Here is a 17,589-nt window from a genome sequence, read left to right as displayed (position 1 = left end):
TACGGTTTCATCAACATTTGTACCGGGATTGTCTGCCCTGGGCCGCCTTGCCCTGTCCTGCCCGCCCCGCAGCGCACTGCAGCGCATCGCACCGCATCGCACCGCATCGCATCGCACCGCCGTGCCGCGTCGGCGCGTGCGTCGTCGTCGGTCAGGGGCCGCCCTTGATCAGTCAGGGGCCGGCCTTGGCCTCGGGGTAGTGCCGGCGGAGCACGGAAAGTCCGATCGCCGCCCGCCGCACACGCTCGCGCGCGGTCGCCACCGCCACATCGGCAAGGTGCGCTCCGGAGGGATACAGCGACGGCGCGTTCCGTACCGTGAACTTGAGGTGGACAGGAGCCGCCACACGTACCAGGGCCGGGATCTCGTAGTACCGGACCACGCCGCCGAATTCGTCGGAGCCCTCCACATAGACGTCGAGAGGCGCGTCGACCGCGTGCCGGATCGCCGCCATCTGGGCGAGGGTGAGATCGATCGGCAGATTGATCGTGGTGACCCCGAGGTCCTCAAGGACCCGTGCGGCCGCGGGATTGGCCGTGGGCATCGATATCGACGCCTTGATCTCCAGATCCGGCGGCAGATCACCGGACCGCCGCATGCGGCCGAGAACCCACAGCTGGCCGATGTCGGCCACGAGCACGCTGCGCACGCCGAGTTCGCAGCCCCGGATGACGTCCTCGACTCCGTACGCGAGCTGATCGGCTCCGCGCAGCACCGCCGCCGCACCGCCACCCGCGGCGGACGCGGCCTGGACGCCGATGTCCCAGCCGCCGCGGGGGCCCACGAAGAGGCAGACCTCCACGTCGTGTTCGCGGCCGAGCGCCACCATCTGCTCGATCTCCGAGTTGGTGAGGAGCATCATGCCGCTGCCCTGGCTGATGCGATGTATCCGGATACCGTGCCGTCCGGCCTCCTCCATCACCGCTTCGAACGGGCCCGGACCTTCGACTGACGGGATCTCCACTCGGTACTGCCCGCCGTCCGGGAATCGCTTTGCCGAGTCGGGCAGTTCCCCGAGGTCCCGCTCCGGCAGCCCGAGCGCGGACAGCGACCGCCGTGACCTTTCCATCCCGTCCATCGGGACCTTCTTCCGATCGATATGTCGAACTTTGTTCGACATCGCTGCGCTTGGACGGTAGGCAGCCGCGGTTGGTCCGTCAACGGGCGGCGAAGGTATCCGCTGGGCGGGGCTCCGGGGGCGTCATGTCTGGCGCTCGGGTGCTCGGGAGCTTCGGTGGCGAGAGGTGGGGCGGGTCATGGTGTCGGTTGGTGGTGCTGCTTCACCAGCACGGCACGGGTGTACAGCAGGTGGAAACCGTGTCGCTGCACGTTCTGTTGTGACTTGGAACCCGGTTGGGTGGTCACTACGGCGATGTCGCAACCGGCGGCCGCGGCGTCGGTGAGACGGGTCGAGAGCAGGGCCGTCTGTACGCCGTGGCGGCGGTGCGCGGGGGCGGTCGCCGCTCCGGTGAGCTGGGCGACACCGTCCGCTGTGCGCAGACTGCCGCCGCCGGCCGCGCTGCCGTCGCGCAGGGCGATGTAGTGCACCACACCGGCCGCGGCGAAGTCCCGCTCGGCATGGGCCAGCACATCCCGCGGGAAGTCCTCGTGCGTGGGGACGCCTTGGGTGTCGGGATGGGCGAAGCCGTCGGCCACCACGTCCAGCCACGCGTCGAGCTCGTCGTCGCGGCACACGCGCACATCGATCCCTGAGGGAGTCGCTGATGCGTGCGCGCCGTCGAGTGCGCGTCCGAGCACGTCTCGAACGAGGTCAGCCGGTATCCGCGTCCGGTCAGCAGAGCGCCGATCCCGGGGTCGGCCAGTGCCGAGACCTCCGCCTGTGCTGGAGCACCGCGCTCGGCGAAGGCCCGCTCGATGTCGTCGAGCACGGACGCGTCGGGCACGCCGTCGAATCCGAGCCCGGCGACCTTGTTGAAGGGCGAGCCGTCCTCGGCGAACGTGGCCGTTCCACCGGCCACCGGCACCACGAATCCGCCGTTGTCCGCACGCCGCCGACAGGCGGCTTCTGTCGCCGCGGCCATCAGCTGAGCCTCGACGCGTTCGATGCGGTGCGCCAGGGCTACATCACAGAAGAGCGGCGACCGGGGCGACTGGGGCGGCCGGGGCGGCCGGGTCATGTGCGCCTGCATCCTGTCCTGGCTCATGGTCCGAGGCTAGCCGCCGCCTCCGGCGCCCGAGCGGCGAATTTCTCACGGTCCCGGGAGCGGACGCGACATACGCCGGGTGGGTGTGGTGCAGGACGACGTGTTCGGTCGTGGGTACGCGGCCGTGGGCGCTCCCACGCCCGCCGCCCCGGGAACGGGGTGTTGATCCGCCAGTTCCCGGGGGCGGCGTGGGGGAGACCTATGCCGTGGGGGAGACCTATGCCGCGGTGCGGCCGGCGTCGGCGGCGATGGTGGCGCCGGTGAGGTAGGCGGAGCGCTCCGTGGCCAGGAAGAGGATCACCTCCGCGATCTCGCGCGGGGTGGCGAGCCGCCCGAGGATGGTGGTCTTGGCGAACTGCTCGGCGCCTTCCTCGCCCACCGTGCCGAGCACCATGTCGGTGCGGGTGGGACCGGGGGCGACGGTGTTCACGCGAACCCCGGCCGGGCTGAACTCGACCGCCCAGGTGCGGGTCAGCGATTCCAGCGCCGCCTTCGTCGCGCTGTAGAGGGAGAGCCCCGGCACGCCGATCCGGGCCGCCATGGTGCTGACGTTGACGATGCTGCCGGCACCCTTGGCGATCATGGCGGGGGCCAGCGCCGCGGTGAGGAAGTACGGCGCGCGGATGTTGGCCGCGAGCGCGGTGTCGAAGGTGTCGACGTCCTGGTCGACGGTCGGTGCGCCGGGGAAGATCGCCGCGTTGTTGACCAGTACGTCCACGTCGCCCGCCGCCTCCGCGAGACGGCGCAGCGAGTCCAGGTCCGTGAGGTCGGCGGCGAGGAAGCGGGCCCGGCCCCCGGCGTCCGTGATGGAGCGCACGGTCGCCGCGCCGCGTCCTGCATCGCGGCCCGACACGATGACCTCGGCGCCCTCCGCGGCCAGCAGACGGGCCGTCTCGCTGCCGATGCCGCCGGTCCCGCCGGTGACGAGGGCGCGCTTGTTGCTGAGTTCCATGCTGGGTCCTTCCAGAGTTTTGACCCGTGGACTGGGTTGCGCGACCCACAATGCTCGCTGAAAAATGGGTTGTCCAATCCAAAATCTGCTAGCCTGGCGGCCATGGGAACCCGGACTGAGGCAGGGCGGCGGCCGGAGCGCAAGCTGACCCGCAAGGGGCAGGAGACACGCCGGCGGATCGTCGCGGCGGCCGCGCAGCTCATGTACGAGCGGGGCGTGACGGAGGCGACCCTTGAGGACGTGCGGGCCGCGGCCGGGGTCAGCAGCTCGCAGGTCTACCACTACTTCTCGGACAAGCAGGAACTGCTCCTGGCCGTGATCGAGTACCAGACGCAGTCGGTGCTGGACATGCAGGAGCCGCTGTTCGCCGAGCTGGACACGATGGAGGGTCTACGGCGCTGGCGGGACGCCCTGGTCGAGTACCAGCTGCGGCTGCAGTGCCGCGGCGGCTGCCCGATCGGCTCCCTGGGCAGCGAGGTGGCCGAGACGAACCCAGAGGCCCGGCTCGCTGCGGCCAGCGGATTCGTCCGCTGGGAGGCGGCCATCCGCTCCGGTCTGCAGGCCATGCATGACCGAGGCGAACTCGACGGCGACCCCGAAGAGCTCGCCCTCGCCACCTTGGCCGCGCTCCAGGGCGGTCTTCTGCTGACTCAACTACAGCGTGAGGTCAGGCCGTTGGAGGTGGCGTTGGACGCGATGCTCGCTCACATTGCGGCGCATACGACTCGGGGCTGAATGGTCGGTGTCCTGCGGGTGCGGGTGCGGGTGCGGGGCGTCGGCGATCGCGCGACGGGTGGCGGGACGGGACAGGGTGGGGTTGCGAGGCTGCGCTTCGCAGCAGTTCGCCTGGGCTACCCGAAATGACGGATCCGGGTCGCGGCTGCGGAGGCGTAGGGAGGCCAGCCGCTGCACGATCCGGTGGCGACGAACTCGGCTACGGCGGTGGCGAATTCGCGGCCCAGGGCGCGCTGGGCATCGCAGGCGTCGGCTCCGGCGAGGATGGGGCTGTCGGGGTAGGCGTCGAAGGTGTTGAAGAGGAAGGGCAGTTCGGCGCAGTGGGTGGCGCCCAGCGCGTACGGGTCGTCGGCGGAGCCGTAGTCGAACTGGTAGACGTAAGTGGTGTTGCCTTCGGCAGCATGATGGTCGGCAATCTCCAACGAGCCGTCGCGGAAGAGCCCTTCGGTCTGTACCGCGATGAAGATCTGCGCCGGTGTTGCCTGCGGGAGCCGGGCGGCGTGCCGCTCGTAGACGTCCTTGGCGGCCTGTGGGCCGAGTTGGGCGGTAAGCACCTGCACGGCGGTGTCCGGCGTGAGGTTCTGGATGCGCGGGTCGAAGGCGAAGAAGGCCGTAGTCTCGTCGCGTGTGGTGCCGATCAGCAGCGGCATGCCCTCCAAGTACCCCTCCGTGAGCGCCTGTTGCCGAGTGCGCGGCATGCCTGGGGCGCCGAGGACCGGGTACATCGGTGGGGCTGTGTTGCCCGGAGCGGCGAGCTGCGCCGCGAGTCGGCCGTAGGCGTCCACCAACTGCCCGGCGGGCAGGGCGCGCAGAGCCTTCCCGTAGTCGGTGCTGTCGGGGATGTCGAGCAGGCGCAGAAAGGCGGCAGCGTTCGCGGTGGCCTGATGTTGGTCCTGCGGGGCCAGGCCGAAGGGGCCGCTCTCCAGCAACACCTGGGTGATGGAGGCGTTCGTCGCGGGATCGAGGGCGAGCATCAGGGAGGAGTAGGCGCCGGCGGACTGCCCGCCGACTGTGACAGCGCGCGGATCTCCGCCGAAAGAGGCGATGTTGTCCCTGACCCAGCGCAGAACGGCAGCCTGGTCCTGGCAGCCGAGGTTGGCGGCACCGATCTCGGGCAGATAGAGGTAACCCAGCGGCCCCACACGGTAGTTGGCAGTTACGACCACGATGTCGCCCAGAGCGGCGAGGCGGGCGCCGTCGTACCAGTCCCAGCCACCGGAGCCGCTGGTGAAACCGCCACCGTGCCACCAGACGAGGACCGGGCGGACCACGCCGTCCTGCAATGCGGAGCGAGGAGTGAAGACATTGACGGTCAGGCTGCCGTCCTCGTTCCAGTCCGGTACCCGCCGACCCTGCACCCTCTCCAGCCGCGATGCCGCCTGCGGCACGGACGGGCCGGCCTGCGCCGCATCCCGCACGTCCGTCCACCCGGGGTGCGGCCGCGCCGGCGCGAACCGCAGCTCACGTACGGGTGATGCGGCGTACGGGATGCCGCGGAAGGAGAACGCCTCGCCCTCCGCGATTCCCCTGACCTTGCCCCGATCAGTGTCGACAACCCTGCGCTCGATGCCGGTCACCGTGCTCACCTGCTCTTTCCGGACTCAGTTGCCCTGAGACATTTCTAGAGTGAGGGGAGGTTCTGGGCCAGCAAGGACGTGTGGCCTTCCGGTGCGTCTGGTCTTGCGGTGTTGACGCGGCCGTGCCGCTGGACGGGCCGGGTCGTTGTAGGGGTGACACGCGTGCATGTGTCGGCGGCCCGACCTGCTTGTCCGCCCGGCGACGGGCCGGGCCGCACGCCTCGCCGGTGGGGCCAGGTGATGAAAGCGGTTCCGGGGCGTCAGGTCTACGACGCCCCGGAACCGCTGCCACACGGCCGCGGCTGGAAGCTCATGGGCGACCTCGATGGGCAACGATGGGCAGGGCGATGACCCCGAGCCGTCAAAGCCCCGATGGATGGCTGGAAAGCCAGTCAGCATGCCTGTCCCGGGTCCGATCACGTTCCTCTGACGTGGTCAGGAAGACGTCGGCGCCGCCGTCGTACGGGTGGTAGATGCGACGCAACTGAGTGTCGGTGACGAGGACTCCGCCCACCTTGTCGTCAGCGACGTCACGAAGCAGCTCGTCGAGACAGCCATATCGCCAGGGCCGGCGGGCGGCGAAGAGGTGGCAGTAGGTGCTCTGCCAGTAGTCGACGTCAGGTTGGCACGGCGGAACATCGGCTTCAGTTGTCCAGACCGGCGTGCTCACGTACACGTCTCCACCGGCGAACAACCACGATGCCCGGCGCTCATCGCACAAGAGGAACGATCTCTTGATGCCCGGGATCACACTGCGATGTGCGGTAGGGCGAAAGGTGCTCCGTCTGCTGCCTCAGTAGTGTGACTTCGCATGACCGACACCGACACCGACACCGACACGGGCACCGACGCCGAGATCGAGATCACCGCGGACCTGGTTCGCGACCTGCTGCAGGAGCAACATCCAGACCTTGCCGGGCTTGCCATTCGTGAGGTGGCGGGTGGTTGGGGCAACCAAATGTGGCGTCTCGGGGACGAGTTGGCCGTGCGGATGCAGCGTATGGACGCCACGCCGGAGCTCCAGTTGAAGGAGCGGCGGTGGCTTCCTGTGCTGGCCCCGCGCCTGCCGCTCCCGGTGCCGACTCCGGTGCGGTACGGCGAGCCGTCGGAACGCTTCCCCAAGCACTGGACCGTCATGACATGGGTCCCCGGCGAACCGCTGGACCACGGCTCGATCAGCCGCGGCACCCATGCGGCCGACACGCTGGCGCACTTCGTACGGGCCCTCCACGTGGAGGCTCCCGCCGAGGCACCGATCGCGCAGGACCGTGGCGCGCATCCCCGGCACTGCACGGAAGGCTTTGAGAACTTCTTGCGCTCCGTTGCCCTCGACGATGTCGCCGTCGACGTCCGGGCCGTCTGGGACGACGCCGTTGCAGCCGACGCCTGGGAGGGCCCGCCGGTCTGGGTGCACGGCGACCTCCATCCAGCGAACGTCGTCGTCTCTGACGGAACGCTCTCCGGCATCGTCGACTTCGGCGACATGTTCGCCGGCGATCCGGCGTGGGACCTCGCCGCCGCATGGGTGCTATTGCCCGCGGGCACGGCCTCCGGGTTCTTCGACACGTACGCGTATGCAGACGAAGCAACTGTCCGGCGTGCCCGCGGGCTGGCCGCCATGAAGAGCCTGTTCCTGATGCTCATGGGACAGAACGGAGATCGGGGTCTTCCCGGCGGCAAATCGCACTGGGGGCCTGTGGGTTGGGCGGCGCTTGATCGAGTCCTGAAGGGTGTGTAGAGGCAGGGTCTTTGGCCGGCGCATATTGCGTGCCTTGTTGAGTCGACGAGTCCCCGTCGAAGCGGGAGGGTCAGACGACGGCTACTGCGTCGATCTCGACGAGGAAACCTGGGCCCAGGCCGGCTACGACATGGACGGTGATGGCCGGCGGCGGGTCATCCCGGTTCCACACCTCCTGGAAGGCAGCCACACCCTCGTCGAACGAGTGGCCGTCCACCACAGCGATGGTCCAGTGGACGATGTTCGCCAGGCTGGCCCCCTCGCTCTCCAGGATGGTCGCGAGGTTGCGAAACGCCTGCCTGGCCTGCTCGCCGACTGTGGGGCCGACGACCTTGCCCTCGGCGTCGACGCCGTTCTGCCCTCCGATGTAGATCGTCTTCGCGGGCTGTTCGACCACGACGGCCTGGCTGAAGGCCGGGCTGCGATGCAGCCCGTCGGGATTGATGTGCCGCACACTCATGTCATGCCCCTCGGCGAATGAAACCGGCAATAAGGGTTACGAAGGAAACCGGAGACCACTCATAGCGGTTGCCTGCGGACGAGCGCAACTGCACTTGAAGAGGCCGCCCTCGAGATGAGGTTGTCGAGCCCGCGCGAGAAATCTGTTTGGCGGGCCGCACCGACCCCTGCTACGTTTCCGGTGGCCGTGCGAGTGATGGAGGAGGTGGTACCCGTGAACGTATCGACATGGGTGCTCTCCTCTGGAGTCACGGTCGGGCGATAGGTCGTCGTCCGGGAGCGCCGTTCAGTGCACTCCCGAAAGGCACGACCATGCACTTCACTTCAGAGCAGCGTCTCGACGACGGTGTCCTTGAGCGCGGATTCACCCTCGGTGAGATCCCCGGCATCCTGTGGACTCCCGCATCAGCATCAGCATCCGCATCCGTATCGGCGTCCGCTTCTGCATCGGCGTCCGCGCCGGTCCCGTTGATCCTGCTCGGCCACCCGACACTCGGGCTGCGCAAGATGTACCCCCGGCTCGTGGGCCGGGCCCGGCAAGCCGCGGCGGACGGCTTCGCCACTGCCACCATCGAGCTGCCGGGATGCGGCGAGCGACCCCGATGGGAAGCAGCCGAGCAGGCCCGTGCCGACCTTCGTCGAGCGAAGCAGGCCGGCGAGCCGATCAGCGACGAGCTCATCGACGCCCTTATCCTCCCCCTCGTGGACAGGGCAGTCCCGGAATGGCAGGCCGCCCTGGACGCTCTGCTTGAACTGCCCGAGATCGGTGGCCCGGTCGGGTACTCGGGAGGAGTGATCTCCATCGGCATCCGGCTGGCGGTGGTCGAGCCGCGTATCACGGCCGCCGGTCTGTTCGCCGGGAGCTTCGTGCCGCGCGCCATGTTCGAGGAGGCACGCCGGGTCACCATTCCGCTGCACGTTCTGCTGCAGTGGGACGACGAGGGAAACGATCGGCAGGCGGCCTTGGATCTGTTCGACGCCTTCGGGTCGAAGGAGAAGTCCCTGCACGCGAATATGGGCGGGCATACGGGTGTCCCGCAGCACGCGGGGGAGGACGCGGCCGGGTTCTTCACTCGGCATCTGAAGTGAGGCCGGGCCGCCGGGACGGCAATCCGCGCTGACCTGGGGAACGGCGCTGCCCAAAGCGCTCACCGGATCAAGGCAGCGGCACACCCTTCGGCTTCGGGCCGGGTGTGCCGCCTGCCGCTGTAACTGGTACGGGAGTTGGGCACCGGATGCCGGACGCGGTCCGACCTCTTACGGGTGACTCTGCTGACTCTGCCGTTCGTCGGCCGTGAGACCCCGTAGCGTCCACAGCCCGTAGAGGGCCAACAGGGGTTTGACGAGGGTCCATTCGCCAGGGCGGTAGTCGTCGGCGCGCACAAGCTTTTCGGCAAGGTCAGGGCGCTGTCGGCGCAAATAGGCGCGGGCCTTGAGTGCGTGAGCCGGCTGGGAGGCGATCTTGATGCGGTCGACATCCTCAAGCAGTGGGATGACGTTCGTGATGTTCTCCCACGTCGTCGTGCTCTGGTCTTCGAGGAGCACTGTGCCGTCGAACTCAAGCACCGACTTCGCGTAGTCAGCCATCAACTGGGCTTCCGTAGCCCCGTTTCCGGTCGTACCACCGCTGAAAATCACGCGTGTGCCGTGCGCACCGTCGGCAGCGGCGGAGCGAATGCCGGCGCGAACTCGCCAGCGGTTGATGGCGTTCGCCCTGGCTTGGGGATTCCTGTAGCCCAGCACGACCACCGCGTCGGTCGCGCCCCTGCTGTTCCCCACGAGCGTGTGAGACCAACGCCAGTTCAACCACTCGCCCCAGGCCAGCGCCATGGCTCCGGCTATCACCAGTCGTGTCCTTCGCCGCATGCGCCAGACTTTAGGGCACCTCGTTGCTGGGCAGCGAAGAGAGCAGCCGAGTTGAGGTTGCTTCAGCTGGGCCCGCACGTGGGAGCGATGGGCGGCCTGGCCCAACCGGTGGCGGCGACTACCTCCCGAGCGATGTAAACGACGAGCCGTCCGTCCGTCACCACTCGCAGGGTCTCCGCGGAGCCCGCTGATCCAGGAGCCGCATTTTGCGGGCACTGCCTTCGCCTTCGCACCCGAAAAATCCGGCGACGTCGACAGGCATCCTCGGAATACTGATCACTCATGGATGAGGTCAAGGTCGTCGTAGCCCATTCCGAGCGCGCGACTCTACGCGTCGGCGACGTGTTCCTGAAGGTGGATGCCGATCAGACGCGTATCGATGTAGAGGTCGAGGCGATGGCTTTGGCGCCGGTGCCGACCCCGGAGGTCCTGTGGCGCAAACCGCCCGTGCTCGCGCTTTCCGCGGTTCCGGGCGAGGCACTGGGGCGGCTGGGCGAGCCGTCGGCCGCGTCGCCGGCGGCGTGGGCCGCGGCGGGTGCGGCCATCCGGAAGCTGCATGGCGCGCCGTTGCCACCCCGGCGCGGGCGGGCCGGGGCGAGCCGTGACGAGTTGGCGGCGGAGTTGGACGGCGAGTGCGAGCGGCTCGTGGCGAACGGAGTCCTGCCCGCTGACCTGGTCACCCGGAACCGTCAGGTCGCCGAGGCCGTCTTCCGGCCGTGGACCCCGGGTGTTCACGCACGGCGACCTGCAGATCACGCACGTGTTCGTCGACGGCGACGACGAGATCACGGGCATCATCGACTGGTCCGAGGCGGGGCAGGGGGATGCCCTGTTCGATCTCGCCATCCTGACGCTCGGACACGAGGAGCACCTCGACGACGTCATCGCCGGGTACGGCACCGATGTCGACCGCGACGTGATCCGCGCGTGGTGGTCGCTGCGCAGCCTGATGGCCATTCGCTGGCTGGCCGAGCACGGCTTCGACCCGTTCGCCCCGGGCTGTGAGGTGGACGTGCTGCGAGCGCGCATGTGACGTCGCGCAGGCGCTTGCTTGTGCTGGTGCGGTTCCAGAACCGGAGGCAGGGAAGTGGACGTCTCCTAAGCGATCAAGTGAGGGATCGAGATTGAGGAGACTGCGCAGTGCGGATCTACATCAGTGCGGACATGGAAGGCGTCACGGGACTCGTCGACGCTGAGGATGTCCAGCCCGGGGGCAGGGACTACGAGCGTGGACGGCTGATGATGGCGGAGGACGTCAACGCAGCCGTACGTGGTGCCGTAGCGGCCGGCGCCACCGACATCACCGTCAACGATGCGCACGGACCGATGCGCAATATCCTGCCGGAGTCGCTGCATCCGGCAGCTCGCCTCATCCGCGGTAAACCCAAACACATGGGCATGCTCGAAGGGCTCACCCCCGAGCACGACGCCATGATCTGCGTCGGCTACCACTCCCGTGCCGGCGCGCTCGGCGTGTTGAGCCACAGCTTCATGGGCCATGAGATCGAGGACATGTGGCTGGACGGCCGGCCCGTCGGTGAGATCGGCCTGGCGCATGCGACCGCGGCCGCCATCGGTGTTGCCTTGACGGTCCTCACTGGCGACGACTGTGCCTGCACAGAGATGACGGATTGGGACGCCTCGGTGAGTACGGTGGCCGTGAAGTACGCGCGGAACCGTTTCGCAGCTGAACTGCGGCCTGCGGAAGAAGCACGTACGGCCATCGAGAAGGCGGTCGCGGCCAGCCTTTCTGCGCCACCTAAGCCTTCAATGGCCGCCGCTACGGCCCCCGCCACCCTTGCGGTCCGCTGGCAGTCGGCTTCCGTGGCCTCGACACTCCTGGGAATTCCGGGAGTTACCGCGGCGGACTCACGGACCGTTCAGGCACGAGGAACTCTGCCTGACCTCTATCGACAGTTCGGGGTGTGGATGCGGGTGGCAGCATCCCTGACGAACCAGCCACCGTACTGCTGACCGTGACGGCACTCACGAGGCGGCGTCTCGGGGCGAGTTGACCGTGCGTACGCCGCGGCCGAAGAACCTGCTGCGCCTTGAGTGCACGTATGGGCCAACCCGACGACTGGAGGCCGAAGTGGCATGGTGCGAACGCGTGGTGGTCCGAGACGGTGTCCGGCTTGTGTGCCGGGACTGGGGCCGGTCAGGAGAGCAGCCCATCGTGTTCCTGCACGGCCTGGCCGGTCACGCCGGTGAATGGGACGTGCTGGCACGGATGTTGAGCTGCAGGTATCGGGTCGTCGCGGTCGACCAGCGCGGGCATGGAGCCAGTGAGCGCCTGCCGCGAGATGTTTCTCGTGCCGCCTACGTTGCCGACGTCATCGCTGTTGTCGATCAACTGGCGTTGCAGCGGCCGGTGTTGGTTGGCCAGTCGCTGGGAGGACACACGGCCATGCTGGCCGCTGCCGCGCATCCCGGTCTCGTCCGTGCGCTTGCGCTCGTCGAGGCGGGCCCTGGCGGTCCTGATCCAAATCCACATGGCCCTGTCGACATCGGCAGATGGCTCGACTCATGGCCGACGCACTTTCCTTCGCGCGAAGCCGCAGTCGCATTCCTCGGCGGCGGACCGGTGGGTGAAGGCTGGGCGGCCGGGCTGGAAGAACGTGACGGCAGATTGGGGCCCCGCTTCAACAGGGATGTGATGGTCAGGTCCCTGGCGGAGAACGCCCAGCGTTCCTTCTTGCGCGAATGGACACAGGTTGATTGCCCCACCCTGGTGGTCCTCGCCCAGTCCAGCTTCATCCCTGCACAAGAGGTTGACGAAATGCTTCGGCTGCGACCTTCCACCACGTCCATGAGTATCCCTGCCACTGGCCACGATCTGCACCTGGAACAGCCCGCGGTCCTGCACGCGGCACTCTTGGACTTCCTCGAAGGCCTCGCTTGAACGCTGGAGAGCCTGGAGACGTGTGACCATGCTGGTCGAGACGGGCGACAGCCCAGTCGACGCCCAGAACACCAGGTATTCCGCACGCCTTGGGAGAGGGATGGAGCCCGGACAGCACGAAGAGACGCCCGGACAGGATGAAGAGTTCACCAATGCCGCGGAGCTACGGTCGCGGCTGCGACACGTCTACTGGATCGGCGGCGGGAGTGGGGCAGGCAAGTCGACAATCGCCCGCCGACTCGCCGACCTCAACGGTTGGCATCTTTGCGCGACCGACGATCTGATGCAGGAGCACGCTGAGCGGACCACGCCGGAGGAGGCCCCTTTCCTGCACAGGTTCATCGCCATGGACATGGATGAGCGATGGGTGAACCGATCTCCGGAAACCATGCTGGAGACATTCCATTGGTTCCGAGGCGAGGGCTTCGGTTTGATCGTCGAGGACCTTCTCCGGCTGCCACAGTCACCGCATGTCATCGTCGAGGGCTTCCGACAGGCCGCGTTCCAGAGTCGGGCTATTCCAGGGGAGGGGTTCGTATGGAAGACCAGCGATCCAGAAAAGGCAGGCCGCAATATTGCCGAACGCGACCACTTGTTCACAATGCGCATTGAAAAGGAGGCTGAGTACCTCCGCCTGCGCACCCTTCAGGTCGACACAACGCTGTCCGAGGACGATCTCGTGGAGCAGGTGACCATGGCGTTCGGAATCTGAGTATCGGCTTGCGCAGGGAACTGCCCGAAGCATGGCACAACGCACGAAGCAGAACTCGTGCTGTGCGGCCGAGATCCACGCAAGCCGGGAGCCACGTGGGGGTTCCCTGCCGGGGGAGGCTTGGAAGACAGTCGACGGTCAATGCTTCGACCAGCACGAGGAGTACCGGCTCGCCCGCATCACCTCGGCCAAGGCCTGCGCGATGGACATCAACACGGTCGAGGCCCGCTACGGACATCACTGGTGGACGATCGAGGAACTGGCCACCACGTCGGAACCGACCCGTCCCAAGAGGTTGGCCCTGCTGTTGGCCGATGCGCCAGATTGCTTGTGCCCGTCCCGGCCGAGCAACCTGGCGTGATCGCTCCTCATGGACTCAGGCGGCTGGGGTACTCATGCGGTCGAGTTGACTGCTGATCGGGTGATCAAGCGGTTTCCGCTCGAGGATGGTGGACGCGCTGAAAGAGAGTGGCGCGCGCTGACCCTGTTGGCCATGTATGCGCCTGGCCTGGCTCCTGATCCTGAGACGGCGGACCTTGCGGACGAGGGACGGGTCGTGGTGATGTCGCGCATTGCCGGAAACCCCCTCCGGGGGCGTCCTCTGCGAGATGAGCAGGTCAAAGCCCTTGCCGAAGCGGTGAACAAGCTGCACGCGGTACTGCCCGTCGACGTACTCGACCGTGTTCCTGTGCGGCCCGGGCTGCAGGGCGATCTGACGGTTCAGCTCAGGCAGTGGGCCGGGACTGTTCGCCCTCGGGTCGATACGGCCGTGGGGCGAGCCATGGACTGCGGGCTGCGGTGGCTGACGCGGTCGGGTCTGGACAGCGGCGAAGTATTGGAGGTTCCGCCGGTTTTCGGGCCGGGGGACGGCAACCTGGCCAATTACCTCTGGGACGGCTCCAGGGTCAGAGTGGTCGACTTCGAGGACTCGGGTCGCAGTGATCGCGCCTTCGAACTTGCGAAGATCACGGAGCACGTGGGCAGTTGGGTGGAGTACCCACTCGATGTCCCCTCGTTTCTGGGTCACTTCGATCTGACCGCAGCTGAGACGGCGAGACTACGGGACTGCCGTCGGCTTCTCGCCCTGGTCTGGTTGTTTCTCCTGGCCCTCGATCACAGGAATGTCAGAAATCCGCCCGGCACCACGGCACGTCAGGCTGACAGGTTGATGAGCTTGCTCGGCTGACGCTGGCCGCCGGCAGAGCATCAGGAGCTCGACGCCGAAAAGCCGTGGCCCGCGAACCCGGCGGCGCATACGGTCACCTCCATGGTTGACGCACTCTTCGGACATCCGCGCCTCGCCGCCATCTACGACGCGCTTGATTCGGATCGCAGTGATCTCGATGCGTATCTCGCGATGGCGGAGGAGTTCGGTGTGGGGTCCGCGCTGGATATCGGGTGCGGTACGGGTGTGTTCGCGTTGTTGCTCGCCGAGCGCGGGGTCTATGTCACCGGGATCGATCCCGCACGGGCGTCCGTTGATGTCGCGCGCGGCAAGCCTGGCGGGGAGAAGGTGCGTTGGCTCGATGGGGACGCCGGTGATCTGCCGCCCCTGCAGGTCGACTTGGTGACGATGACCGGGAACGCCGCTCAGGCGATCAGCGAGCCGCAGGCGTGGCGCACGACGTTGCGTGGAGCTTACGCGGCGCTGCGGCCGGGTGGTCGGCTTGTCTTCGAGACGCGTGATCCGGCGCGGCGCGTGTGGGAGGAATGGGCACGGTGGACGCGTGAGTCGACGTATCGCGTGACGGACGTCCCAGGCGTCGACCGCGTCGAGACCTGGAGCGAGCTGACGGACGTGAGCCTGCCGCTGGTGAGTTTCCGGGGCACGTATGTCTTCGCGGCGGACGGGGTCGTCCTCACCTCGGAATCGACGCTGCGCTTCCGCGAACGTACGGAAATCGAGCGGGACTTGCACGAGTACGGCTTCGTCGTCGAGGACGTGCGCGACGCACCTGATCGGCCTGGCAGGGAGTTGGTGTTCGTGGCGCGGCGCGACGCCGCATAGCCCGTCACTTCAGGAATGGTTCAGGAAGCCTGCACCACGCGTCGTCCGACGCAGCGGACGTACGCGGTGCGGTTCAGGCCGGAATGGCCGGCAGATCGAGGTCGCCCTTGCGGAGCCGGTAGACCTGCAGGGTGAGGCCGTAGTACTTCTGCGTCTCCCCGACCCATTCCATGCCTACGCGCCGCGCGGTCGCGATACCCCTTGTGTTGCGGGGACGTACGACGGCGAACACCTCGTCGACGCCCTGCGTGAACGTGTAGTGGGCGACTGCGTGCCCGGCCTCGGCGGCCAGCCCCCGGCCCCAGTACGCCGGCGCCAGCTGCCAGCCGATCTCCAGGTCGACGCCGTCCGGCGGCAGTGGCAGTACGGCGGCTCCGCCGATCAGCTCGCCGCTGTCCGCCAGTTCGACGGCCCAGCGGCCGGCGGGTGCTTCCAGGGCGGAGCACTGGTCGATCCACTGTTTGAGGACCGCCGTCATCGCGGATTCGTCGGCCACGGACTCCATCGCGGGCGCCAGCCACCGGGAAACCTCGCTCTGGCCGTACACGTCGAGCGCTGCGGGCGCGTCCTGCAACGACCATGGCCGCAGGACGAGCCGGTTCGTGCGGATGCGCGTTCCGTCGACGGTCACGTGGTGATGTTCGGGCTTGGCCATGTACGCGATCTCCGGCTTCCGGTTCGGCTTCCGGCGGGCACCGCGGCGCCTGCTGCGGCACCTGCGCCCGCCCGTGTCCTGGGGCGGGAAACGACGGGTGGTCCTGTCTCAGCCCATTGAACACCCGAGTCGTGTGGCCAGGGCATCCTTCCGATGGCGGTGCGATGTCCGCGGCGCCTCCGACGTGACCGTCGCGACGCGCGGTCGACACGCCGTCGATGTGCGTAGATGTACGCAGCCGGCTCGGCGAGTGGATCGCGAAGATCCGCTTGCCCTCACCTCGTGCCCACGTCCGCGGCACGACTTCGCCGACCTGGCCGGAAGCCCCCGGGCGCCAATGACCGACAGCACGAAGAATACGCGCCGAACCGGCGCTACACCGGCGACGCCGCGTAGATGCCGCGTCCACTACGGGACGCTTGGATGACGGGACCCGGGCCCCGACGGCAGCGTGGCGCGAAGGAGCGAGAAGACGAGGAAGACGAGACAGCAGGGAGACGCCCATGACGGCAGCAGACGATGCTTCGGCCGCGAGCGATCCGGCAGACTTCAACCCGTTGAGCTCCGAGGAGGAGTACGACGAGGACGAGTTCGGCGAGGACATCCTCGACGAGGGGTACTCGCCTCCGGAAAGGCCCCTCGGCGTGTCCGAGTGGGGCCTGACCGCACGAGAGGCGGCCTCCCACGAGGACCTGGCCCATCGACTCACGCGCGAGGTCCCCGAATTGAGCGCCCAAGATGAAGGCGACGGACTGGGCGACGCCGTCGACACCGACGGGGAACTCCTCGACGACCAGGTCGGCGACGAGCGCGCAGGCCGCCTCGTCGGCGGGGATGCGGACGGCGACGTAGGCTTCGACGACTACACGGCCCAGGACGCCGGCATCGACGGCGGCGCGGCATCGGCGGAAGAGGCAGCCGTACACGTCGTTCCGGAGCGCGACATCGAGCTCACATGACACCGGTGCACGAGTGACCATGCATCCCCTACGTCTGCTGCTGCACGGGGCCCGGTCGGCTACTAGCATGCGGAGGAGCCGGTCCGGGCCATGCACGAAGCCATCGACATGAGGCTCGGCGCCCGACAACAACAGGTCGTCACTCGACCGACGCGAAGGCACCTGGCCGGACCGACACGGCCCCTGCACACACCCTGCATCGACGACTTACACCCTGCACCGACGACAGGTAAGACACCCGCACCTGGCGACGCCAACCCTCGACAGCCCCTCACGCACCGCCCCCAAGACATCCCCAACACACCCCCTGCCCACCTCCTGCACCGTTAAGGACACCCAGAAATGACGATCGTCTCTCGCGGTTTCCACGGGCGCAGAGCTGCCCCCGGCAAGAAGCTGCCGCCAGGCCAGTACGAGACCACCGGCTTTCCCGTGCTGTCGGCCAGCCCCACGCCGCGCGTGGCACGCGACACGTGGGAGCTGACCGTCACCACGGAGGTCGGGCAGCGCCACGTATGGGACTGGTCAGCGCTCACGGCACTGCCGTCGGACACCCCGACCGTGGACCTCCACTGCGTCACCAAGTGGTCCAAGTTCGGCACTCGCTGGCAAGGGGTGTCCCTGGACGTCCTGCTCGCCGATGTCGAGACCGCGGCCGACTACGCCCTCGTCTCCTCCTACGGCGGGTACACGACGAACCTCCCTCTGGAGGACCTCCTCGACGGCCAGGCGTGGATCATGTACGGGTACGACGGCGAGGACCTCGCTCCCGAGCACGGAGGCCCGGTCCGGCTGCTGGTCCCGCATCTGTATCTGTGGAAGTCCGCCAAGTGGGTCCGCGGCATCGAACTGCGCGATGAT

20 protein-coding genes are annotated in these 17,589 nt (G+C 67.9%); 12 read left to right on the top strand and 8 right to left on the bottom strand.

Translation table 11 applies throughout. The features are described from left to right. Nucleotides 1-172 precede the first annotated feature (172 nt). The 3 genes from MQN93_RS17495 to MQN93_RS17485 all read right to left on the bottom strand — a co-directional run bounded on the left by MQN93_RS17495 (nucleotide 173) and on the right by MQN93_RS17485 (nucleotide 3,117). Nucleotides 173-1,078 (bottom strand): U32 family peptidase, encoded by a 906-nt coding sequence (locus MQN93_RS17495; protein WP_242710190.1) that lies wholly within the window; start codon nucleotides 1,076-1,078, stop codon nucleotides 173-175. 176 nt (nucleotides 1,079-1,254) lie between these two features. Beyond that, nucleotides 1,255-1,695 (bottom strand): GNAT family N-acetyltransferase, encoded by a 441-nt coding sequence (locus tag MQN93_RS17490; RefSeq protein WP_242710189.1) that lies wholly within the window; start codon nucleotides 1,693-1,695, stop codon nucleotides 1,255-1,257. A 687-nt stretch (nucleotides 1,696-2,382) separates the two neighbouring features. After that, nucleotides 2,383-3,117, bottom strand: a complete 735-nt coding sequence (locus MQN93_RS17485; RefSeq protein WP_016430233.1) for an SDR family NAD(P)-dependent oxidoreductase — start codon at nucleotides 3,115-3,117, stop codon at nucleotides 2,383-2,385. A gap of 102 nt (nucleotides 3,118-3,219) precedes the next feature. Between MQN93_RS17485 and MQN93_RS17480 the strand changes: the two genes are divergently transcribed. Next, on the top strand, nucleotides 3,220-3,852 hold the full coding sequence (locus tag MQN93_RS17480) for a TetR/AcrR family transcriptional regulator (protein ID WP_242710188.1): 633 nt from the start codon (nucleotides 3,220-3,222) through the stop codon (nucleotides 3,850-3,852). Between the two features lie 116 nt (nucleotides 3,853-3,968). On the opposite strand, the gene MQN93_RS17475 is transcribed toward MQN93_RS17480, so the two are convergent. Both MQN93_RS17475 and MQN93_RS17470 read right to left on the bottom strand, forming a co-directional pair. Continuing rightward, complete coding sequence (locus MQN93_RS17475) at nucleotides 3,969-5,438, bottom strand: carboxylesterase/lipase family protein (protein WP_242710187.1); 1,470 nt, start codon at nucleotides 5,436-5,438, stop codon at nucleotides 3,969-3,971. 352 nt (nucleotides 5,439-5,790) lie between these two features. Continuing rightward, on the bottom strand, nucleotides 5,791-6,099 hold the full coding sequence (locus MQN93_RS17470; RefSeq protein WP_234024283.1) for a DUF3885 domain-containing protein: 309 nt from the start codon (nucleotides 6,097-6,099) through the stop codon (nucleotides 5,791-5,793). Nucleotides 6,100-6,240: 141 nt separating this feature from the next. Between MQN93_RS17470 and MQN93_RS17465 the strand changes: the two genes are divergently transcribed. Next, nucleotides 6,241-7,167, top strand: a complete 927-nt coding sequence (locus MQN93_RS17465) for an aminoglycoside phosphotransferase family protein (RefSeq protein WP_242710186.1) — start codon at nucleotides 6,241-6,243, stop codon at nucleotides 7,165-7,167. A 70-nt stretch (nucleotides 7,168-7,237) separates the two neighbouring features. Here MQN93_RS17465 and MQN93_RS17460 read toward each other — a convergent pair whose 3' ends face one another. Continuing rightward, the gene (locus MQN93_RS17460; RefSeq protein WP_242710185.1) at nucleotides 7,238-7,627 is read right to left on the bottom strand and encodes a RidA family protein; all 390 of its coding nucleotides are present in this window, start codon (nucleotides 7,625-7,627) and stop codon (nucleotides 7,238-7,240) included. Nucleotides 7,628-7,938: 311 nt separating this feature from the next. Between MQN93_RS17460 and MQN93_RS17455 the strand changes: the two genes are divergently transcribed. Then, nucleotides 7,939-8,715 carry an alpha/beta hydrolase gene (locus tag MQN93_RS17455; protein ID WP_242710510.1) on the top strand — a complete coding sequence of 259 codons (777 nt, stop codon included), beginning with the start codon at nucleotides 7,939-7,941 and terminating at the stop codon, nucleotides 8,713-8,715. Nucleotides 8,716-8,883: 168 nt separating this feature from the next. On the opposite strand, the gene MQN93_RS17450 is transcribed toward MQN93_RS17455, so the two are convergent. Then, nucleotides 8,884-9,492: a YdcF family protein gene (locus MQN93_RS17450; protein WP_242710184.1), complete on the bottom strand. Its 609-nt coding sequence runs from the start codon at nucleotides 9,490-9,492 to the stop codon at nucleotides 8,884-8,886. Nucleotides 9,493-10,048: 556 nt separating this feature from the next. Here MQN93_RS17450 and MQN93_RS44380 point away from each other — a divergent pair. The 7 genes from MQN93_RS44380 to MQN93_RS17415 all read left to right on the top strand — a co-directional run bounded on the left by MQN93_RS44380 (nucleotide 10,049) and on the right by MQN93_RS17415 (nucleotide 15,114). Continuing rightward, entirely contained in the window at nucleotides 10,049-10,525 is a 477-nt protein-coding gene (locus MQN93_RS44380) for an aminoglycoside phosphotransferase family protein (protein ID WP_372504378.1), read from the top strand. A gap of 107 nt (nucleotides 10,526-10,632) precedes the next feature. Further along, nucleotides 10,633-11,466, top strand: a complete 834-nt coding sequence (locus MQN93_RS17440; RefSeq protein ID WP_242710183.1) for a M55 family metallopeptidase — start codon at nucleotides 10,633-10,635, stop codon at nucleotides 11,464-11,466. A 202-nt stretch (nucleotides 11,467-11,668) separates the two neighbouring features. Further along, complete coding sequence (locus MQN93_RS17435) at nucleotides 11,669-12,394, top strand: alpha/beta hydrolase (RefSeq protein ID WP_372504377.1); 726 nt, start codon at nucleotides 11,669-11,671, stop codon at nucleotides 12,392-12,394. A 28-nt stretch (nucleotides 12,395-12,422) separates the two neighbouring features. Then, the gene (locus MQN93_RS17430; RefSeq protein WP_242710508.1) at nucleotides 12,423-13,106 is read left to right on the top strand and encodes a hypothetical protein; all 684 of its coding nucleotides are present in this window, start codon (nucleotides 12,423-12,425) and stop codon (nucleotides 13,104-13,106) included. A gap of 31 nt (nucleotides 13,107-13,137) precedes the next feature. After that, complete coding sequence (locus MQN93_RS17425; protein ID WP_242710182.1) at nucleotides 13,138-13,467, top strand: NUDIX hydrolase; 330 nt, start codon at nucleotides 13,138-13,140, stop codon at nucleotides 13,465-13,467. Between the two features lie 9 nt (nucleotides 13,468-13,476). Then, nucleotides 13,477-14,292 (top strand): phosphotransferase family protein, encoded by an 816-nt coding sequence (locus MQN93_RS17420; RefSeq protein ID WP_242710181.1) that lies wholly within the window; start codon nucleotides 13,477-13,479, stop codon nucleotides 14,290-14,292. A gap of 81 nt (nucleotides 14,293-14,373) precedes the next feature. Further along, on the top strand, nucleotides 14,374-15,114 hold the full coding sequence (locus MQN93_RS17415; RefSeq protein ID WP_242710180.1) for a class I SAM-dependent methyltransferase: 741 nt from the start codon (nucleotides 14,374-14,376) through the stop codon (nucleotides 15,112-15,114). Between the two features lie 73 nt (nucleotides 15,115-15,187). Here MQN93_RS17415 and MQN93_RS17410 read toward each other — a convergent pair whose 3' ends face one another. After that, entirely contained in the window at nucleotides 15,188-15,769 is a 582-nt protein-coding gene (locus MQN93_RS17410) for a GNAT family N-acetyltransferase (protein ID WP_242710179.1), read from the bottom strand. 503 nt (nucleotides 15,770-16,272) lie between these two features. On the opposite strand from MQN93_RS17410, the gene MQN93_RS17405 reads away from it, so the two are divergent. Next, nucleotides 16,273-16,728, top strand: a complete 456-nt coding sequence (locus MQN93_RS17405; protein WP_242710178.1) for a DUF5709 domain-containing protein — start codon at nucleotides 16,273-16,275, stop codon at nucleotides 16,726-16,728. Nucleotides 16,729-17,070: 342 nt separating this feature from the next. Further along, the coding region (locus tag MQN93_RS17400) for a molybdopterin-dependent oxidoreductase (protein ID WP_242710177.1) at nucleotides 17,071-17,589 on the top strand (519 nt) is incomplete at its 3' end.

It is taken from the genome of Streptomyces spinosisporus, assembly GCF_022698145.1.
Classification (GTDB): Bacteria; Actinomycetota; Actinomycetes; order Streptomycetales; family Streptomycetaceae; genus Streptomyces; species Streptomyces spinosisporus.
The sequence above is the reverse complement of the archived record's forward strand: the minus strand, read 5'-3'. Positions and strand labels throughout refer to the sequence as shown.

What these genes read in the sequence shown, in the direction of transcription:
- MQN93_RS17420 (WP_242710181.1), top strand. Translation starts at nt 13,477, where the DNA reads ATGGACTCAGGCGGCTGGGGTACTCATGCGGTCGAGTTGACTGCTGAT.
- MQN93_RS17495 (WP_242710190.1), bottom strand. Translation starts at nt 1,078, where the DNA reads ATGGACGGGATGGAAAGGTCACGGCGGTCGCTGTCCGCGCTCGGGCTG.
- MQN93_RS17450 (WP_242710184.1), bottom strand. Translation starts at nt 9,492, where the DNA reads ATGCGGCGAAGGACACGACTGGTGATAGCCGGAGCCATGGCGCTGGCC.
- MQN93_RS17485 (WP_016430233.1), bottom strand. Translation starts at nt 3,117, where the DNA reads ATGGAACTCAGCAACAAGCGCGCCCTCGTCACCGGCGGGACCGGCGGC.
- MQN93_RS17465 (WP_242710186.1), top strand. Translation starts at nt 6,241, where the DNA reads ATGACCGACACCGACACCGACACCGACACGGGCACCGACGCCGAGATC.
- MQN93_RS17430 (WP_242710508.1), top strand. Translation starts at nt 12,423, where the DNA reads ATGCTGGTCGAGACGGGCGACAGCCCAGTCGACGCCCAGAACACCAGG.
- MQN93_RS17460 (WP_242710185.1), bottom strand. Translation starts at nt 7,627, where the DNA reads ATGAGTGTGCGGCACATCAATCCCGACGGGCTGCATCGCAGCCCGGCC.
- MQN93_RS17455 (WP_242710510.1), top strand. Translation starts at nt 7,939, where the DNA reads ATGCACTTCACTTCAGAGCAGCGTCTCGACGACGGTGTCCTTGAGCGC.
- MQN93_RS17405 (WP_242710178.1), top strand. Translation starts at nt 16,273, where the DNA reads ATGACGGCAGCAGACGATGCTTCGGCCGCGAGCGATCCGGCAGACTTC.
- MQN93_RS17480 (WP_242710188.1), top strand. Translation starts at nt 3,220, where the DNA reads ATGGGAACCCGGACTGAGGCAGGGCGGCGGCCGGAGCGCAAGCTGACC.
- MQN93_RS17425 (WP_242710182.1), top strand. Translation starts at nt 13,138, where the DNA reads ATGGCACAACGCACGAAGCAGAACTCGTGCTGTGCGGCCGAGATCCAC.
- MQN93_RS44380 (WP_372504378.1), top strand. Translation starts at nt 10,049, where the DNA reads ATGGCGCGCCGTTGCCACCCCGGCGCGGGCGGGCCGGGGCGAGCCGTG.
- MQN93_RS17410 (WP_242710179.1), bottom strand. Translation starts at nt 15,769, where the DNA reads ATGGCCAAGCCCGAACATCACCACGTGACCGTCGACGGAACGCGCATC.
- MQN93_RS17415 (WP_242710180.1), top strand. Translation starts at nt 14,374, where the DNA reads ATGGTTGACGCACTCTTCGGACATCCGCGCCTCGCCGCCATCTACGAC.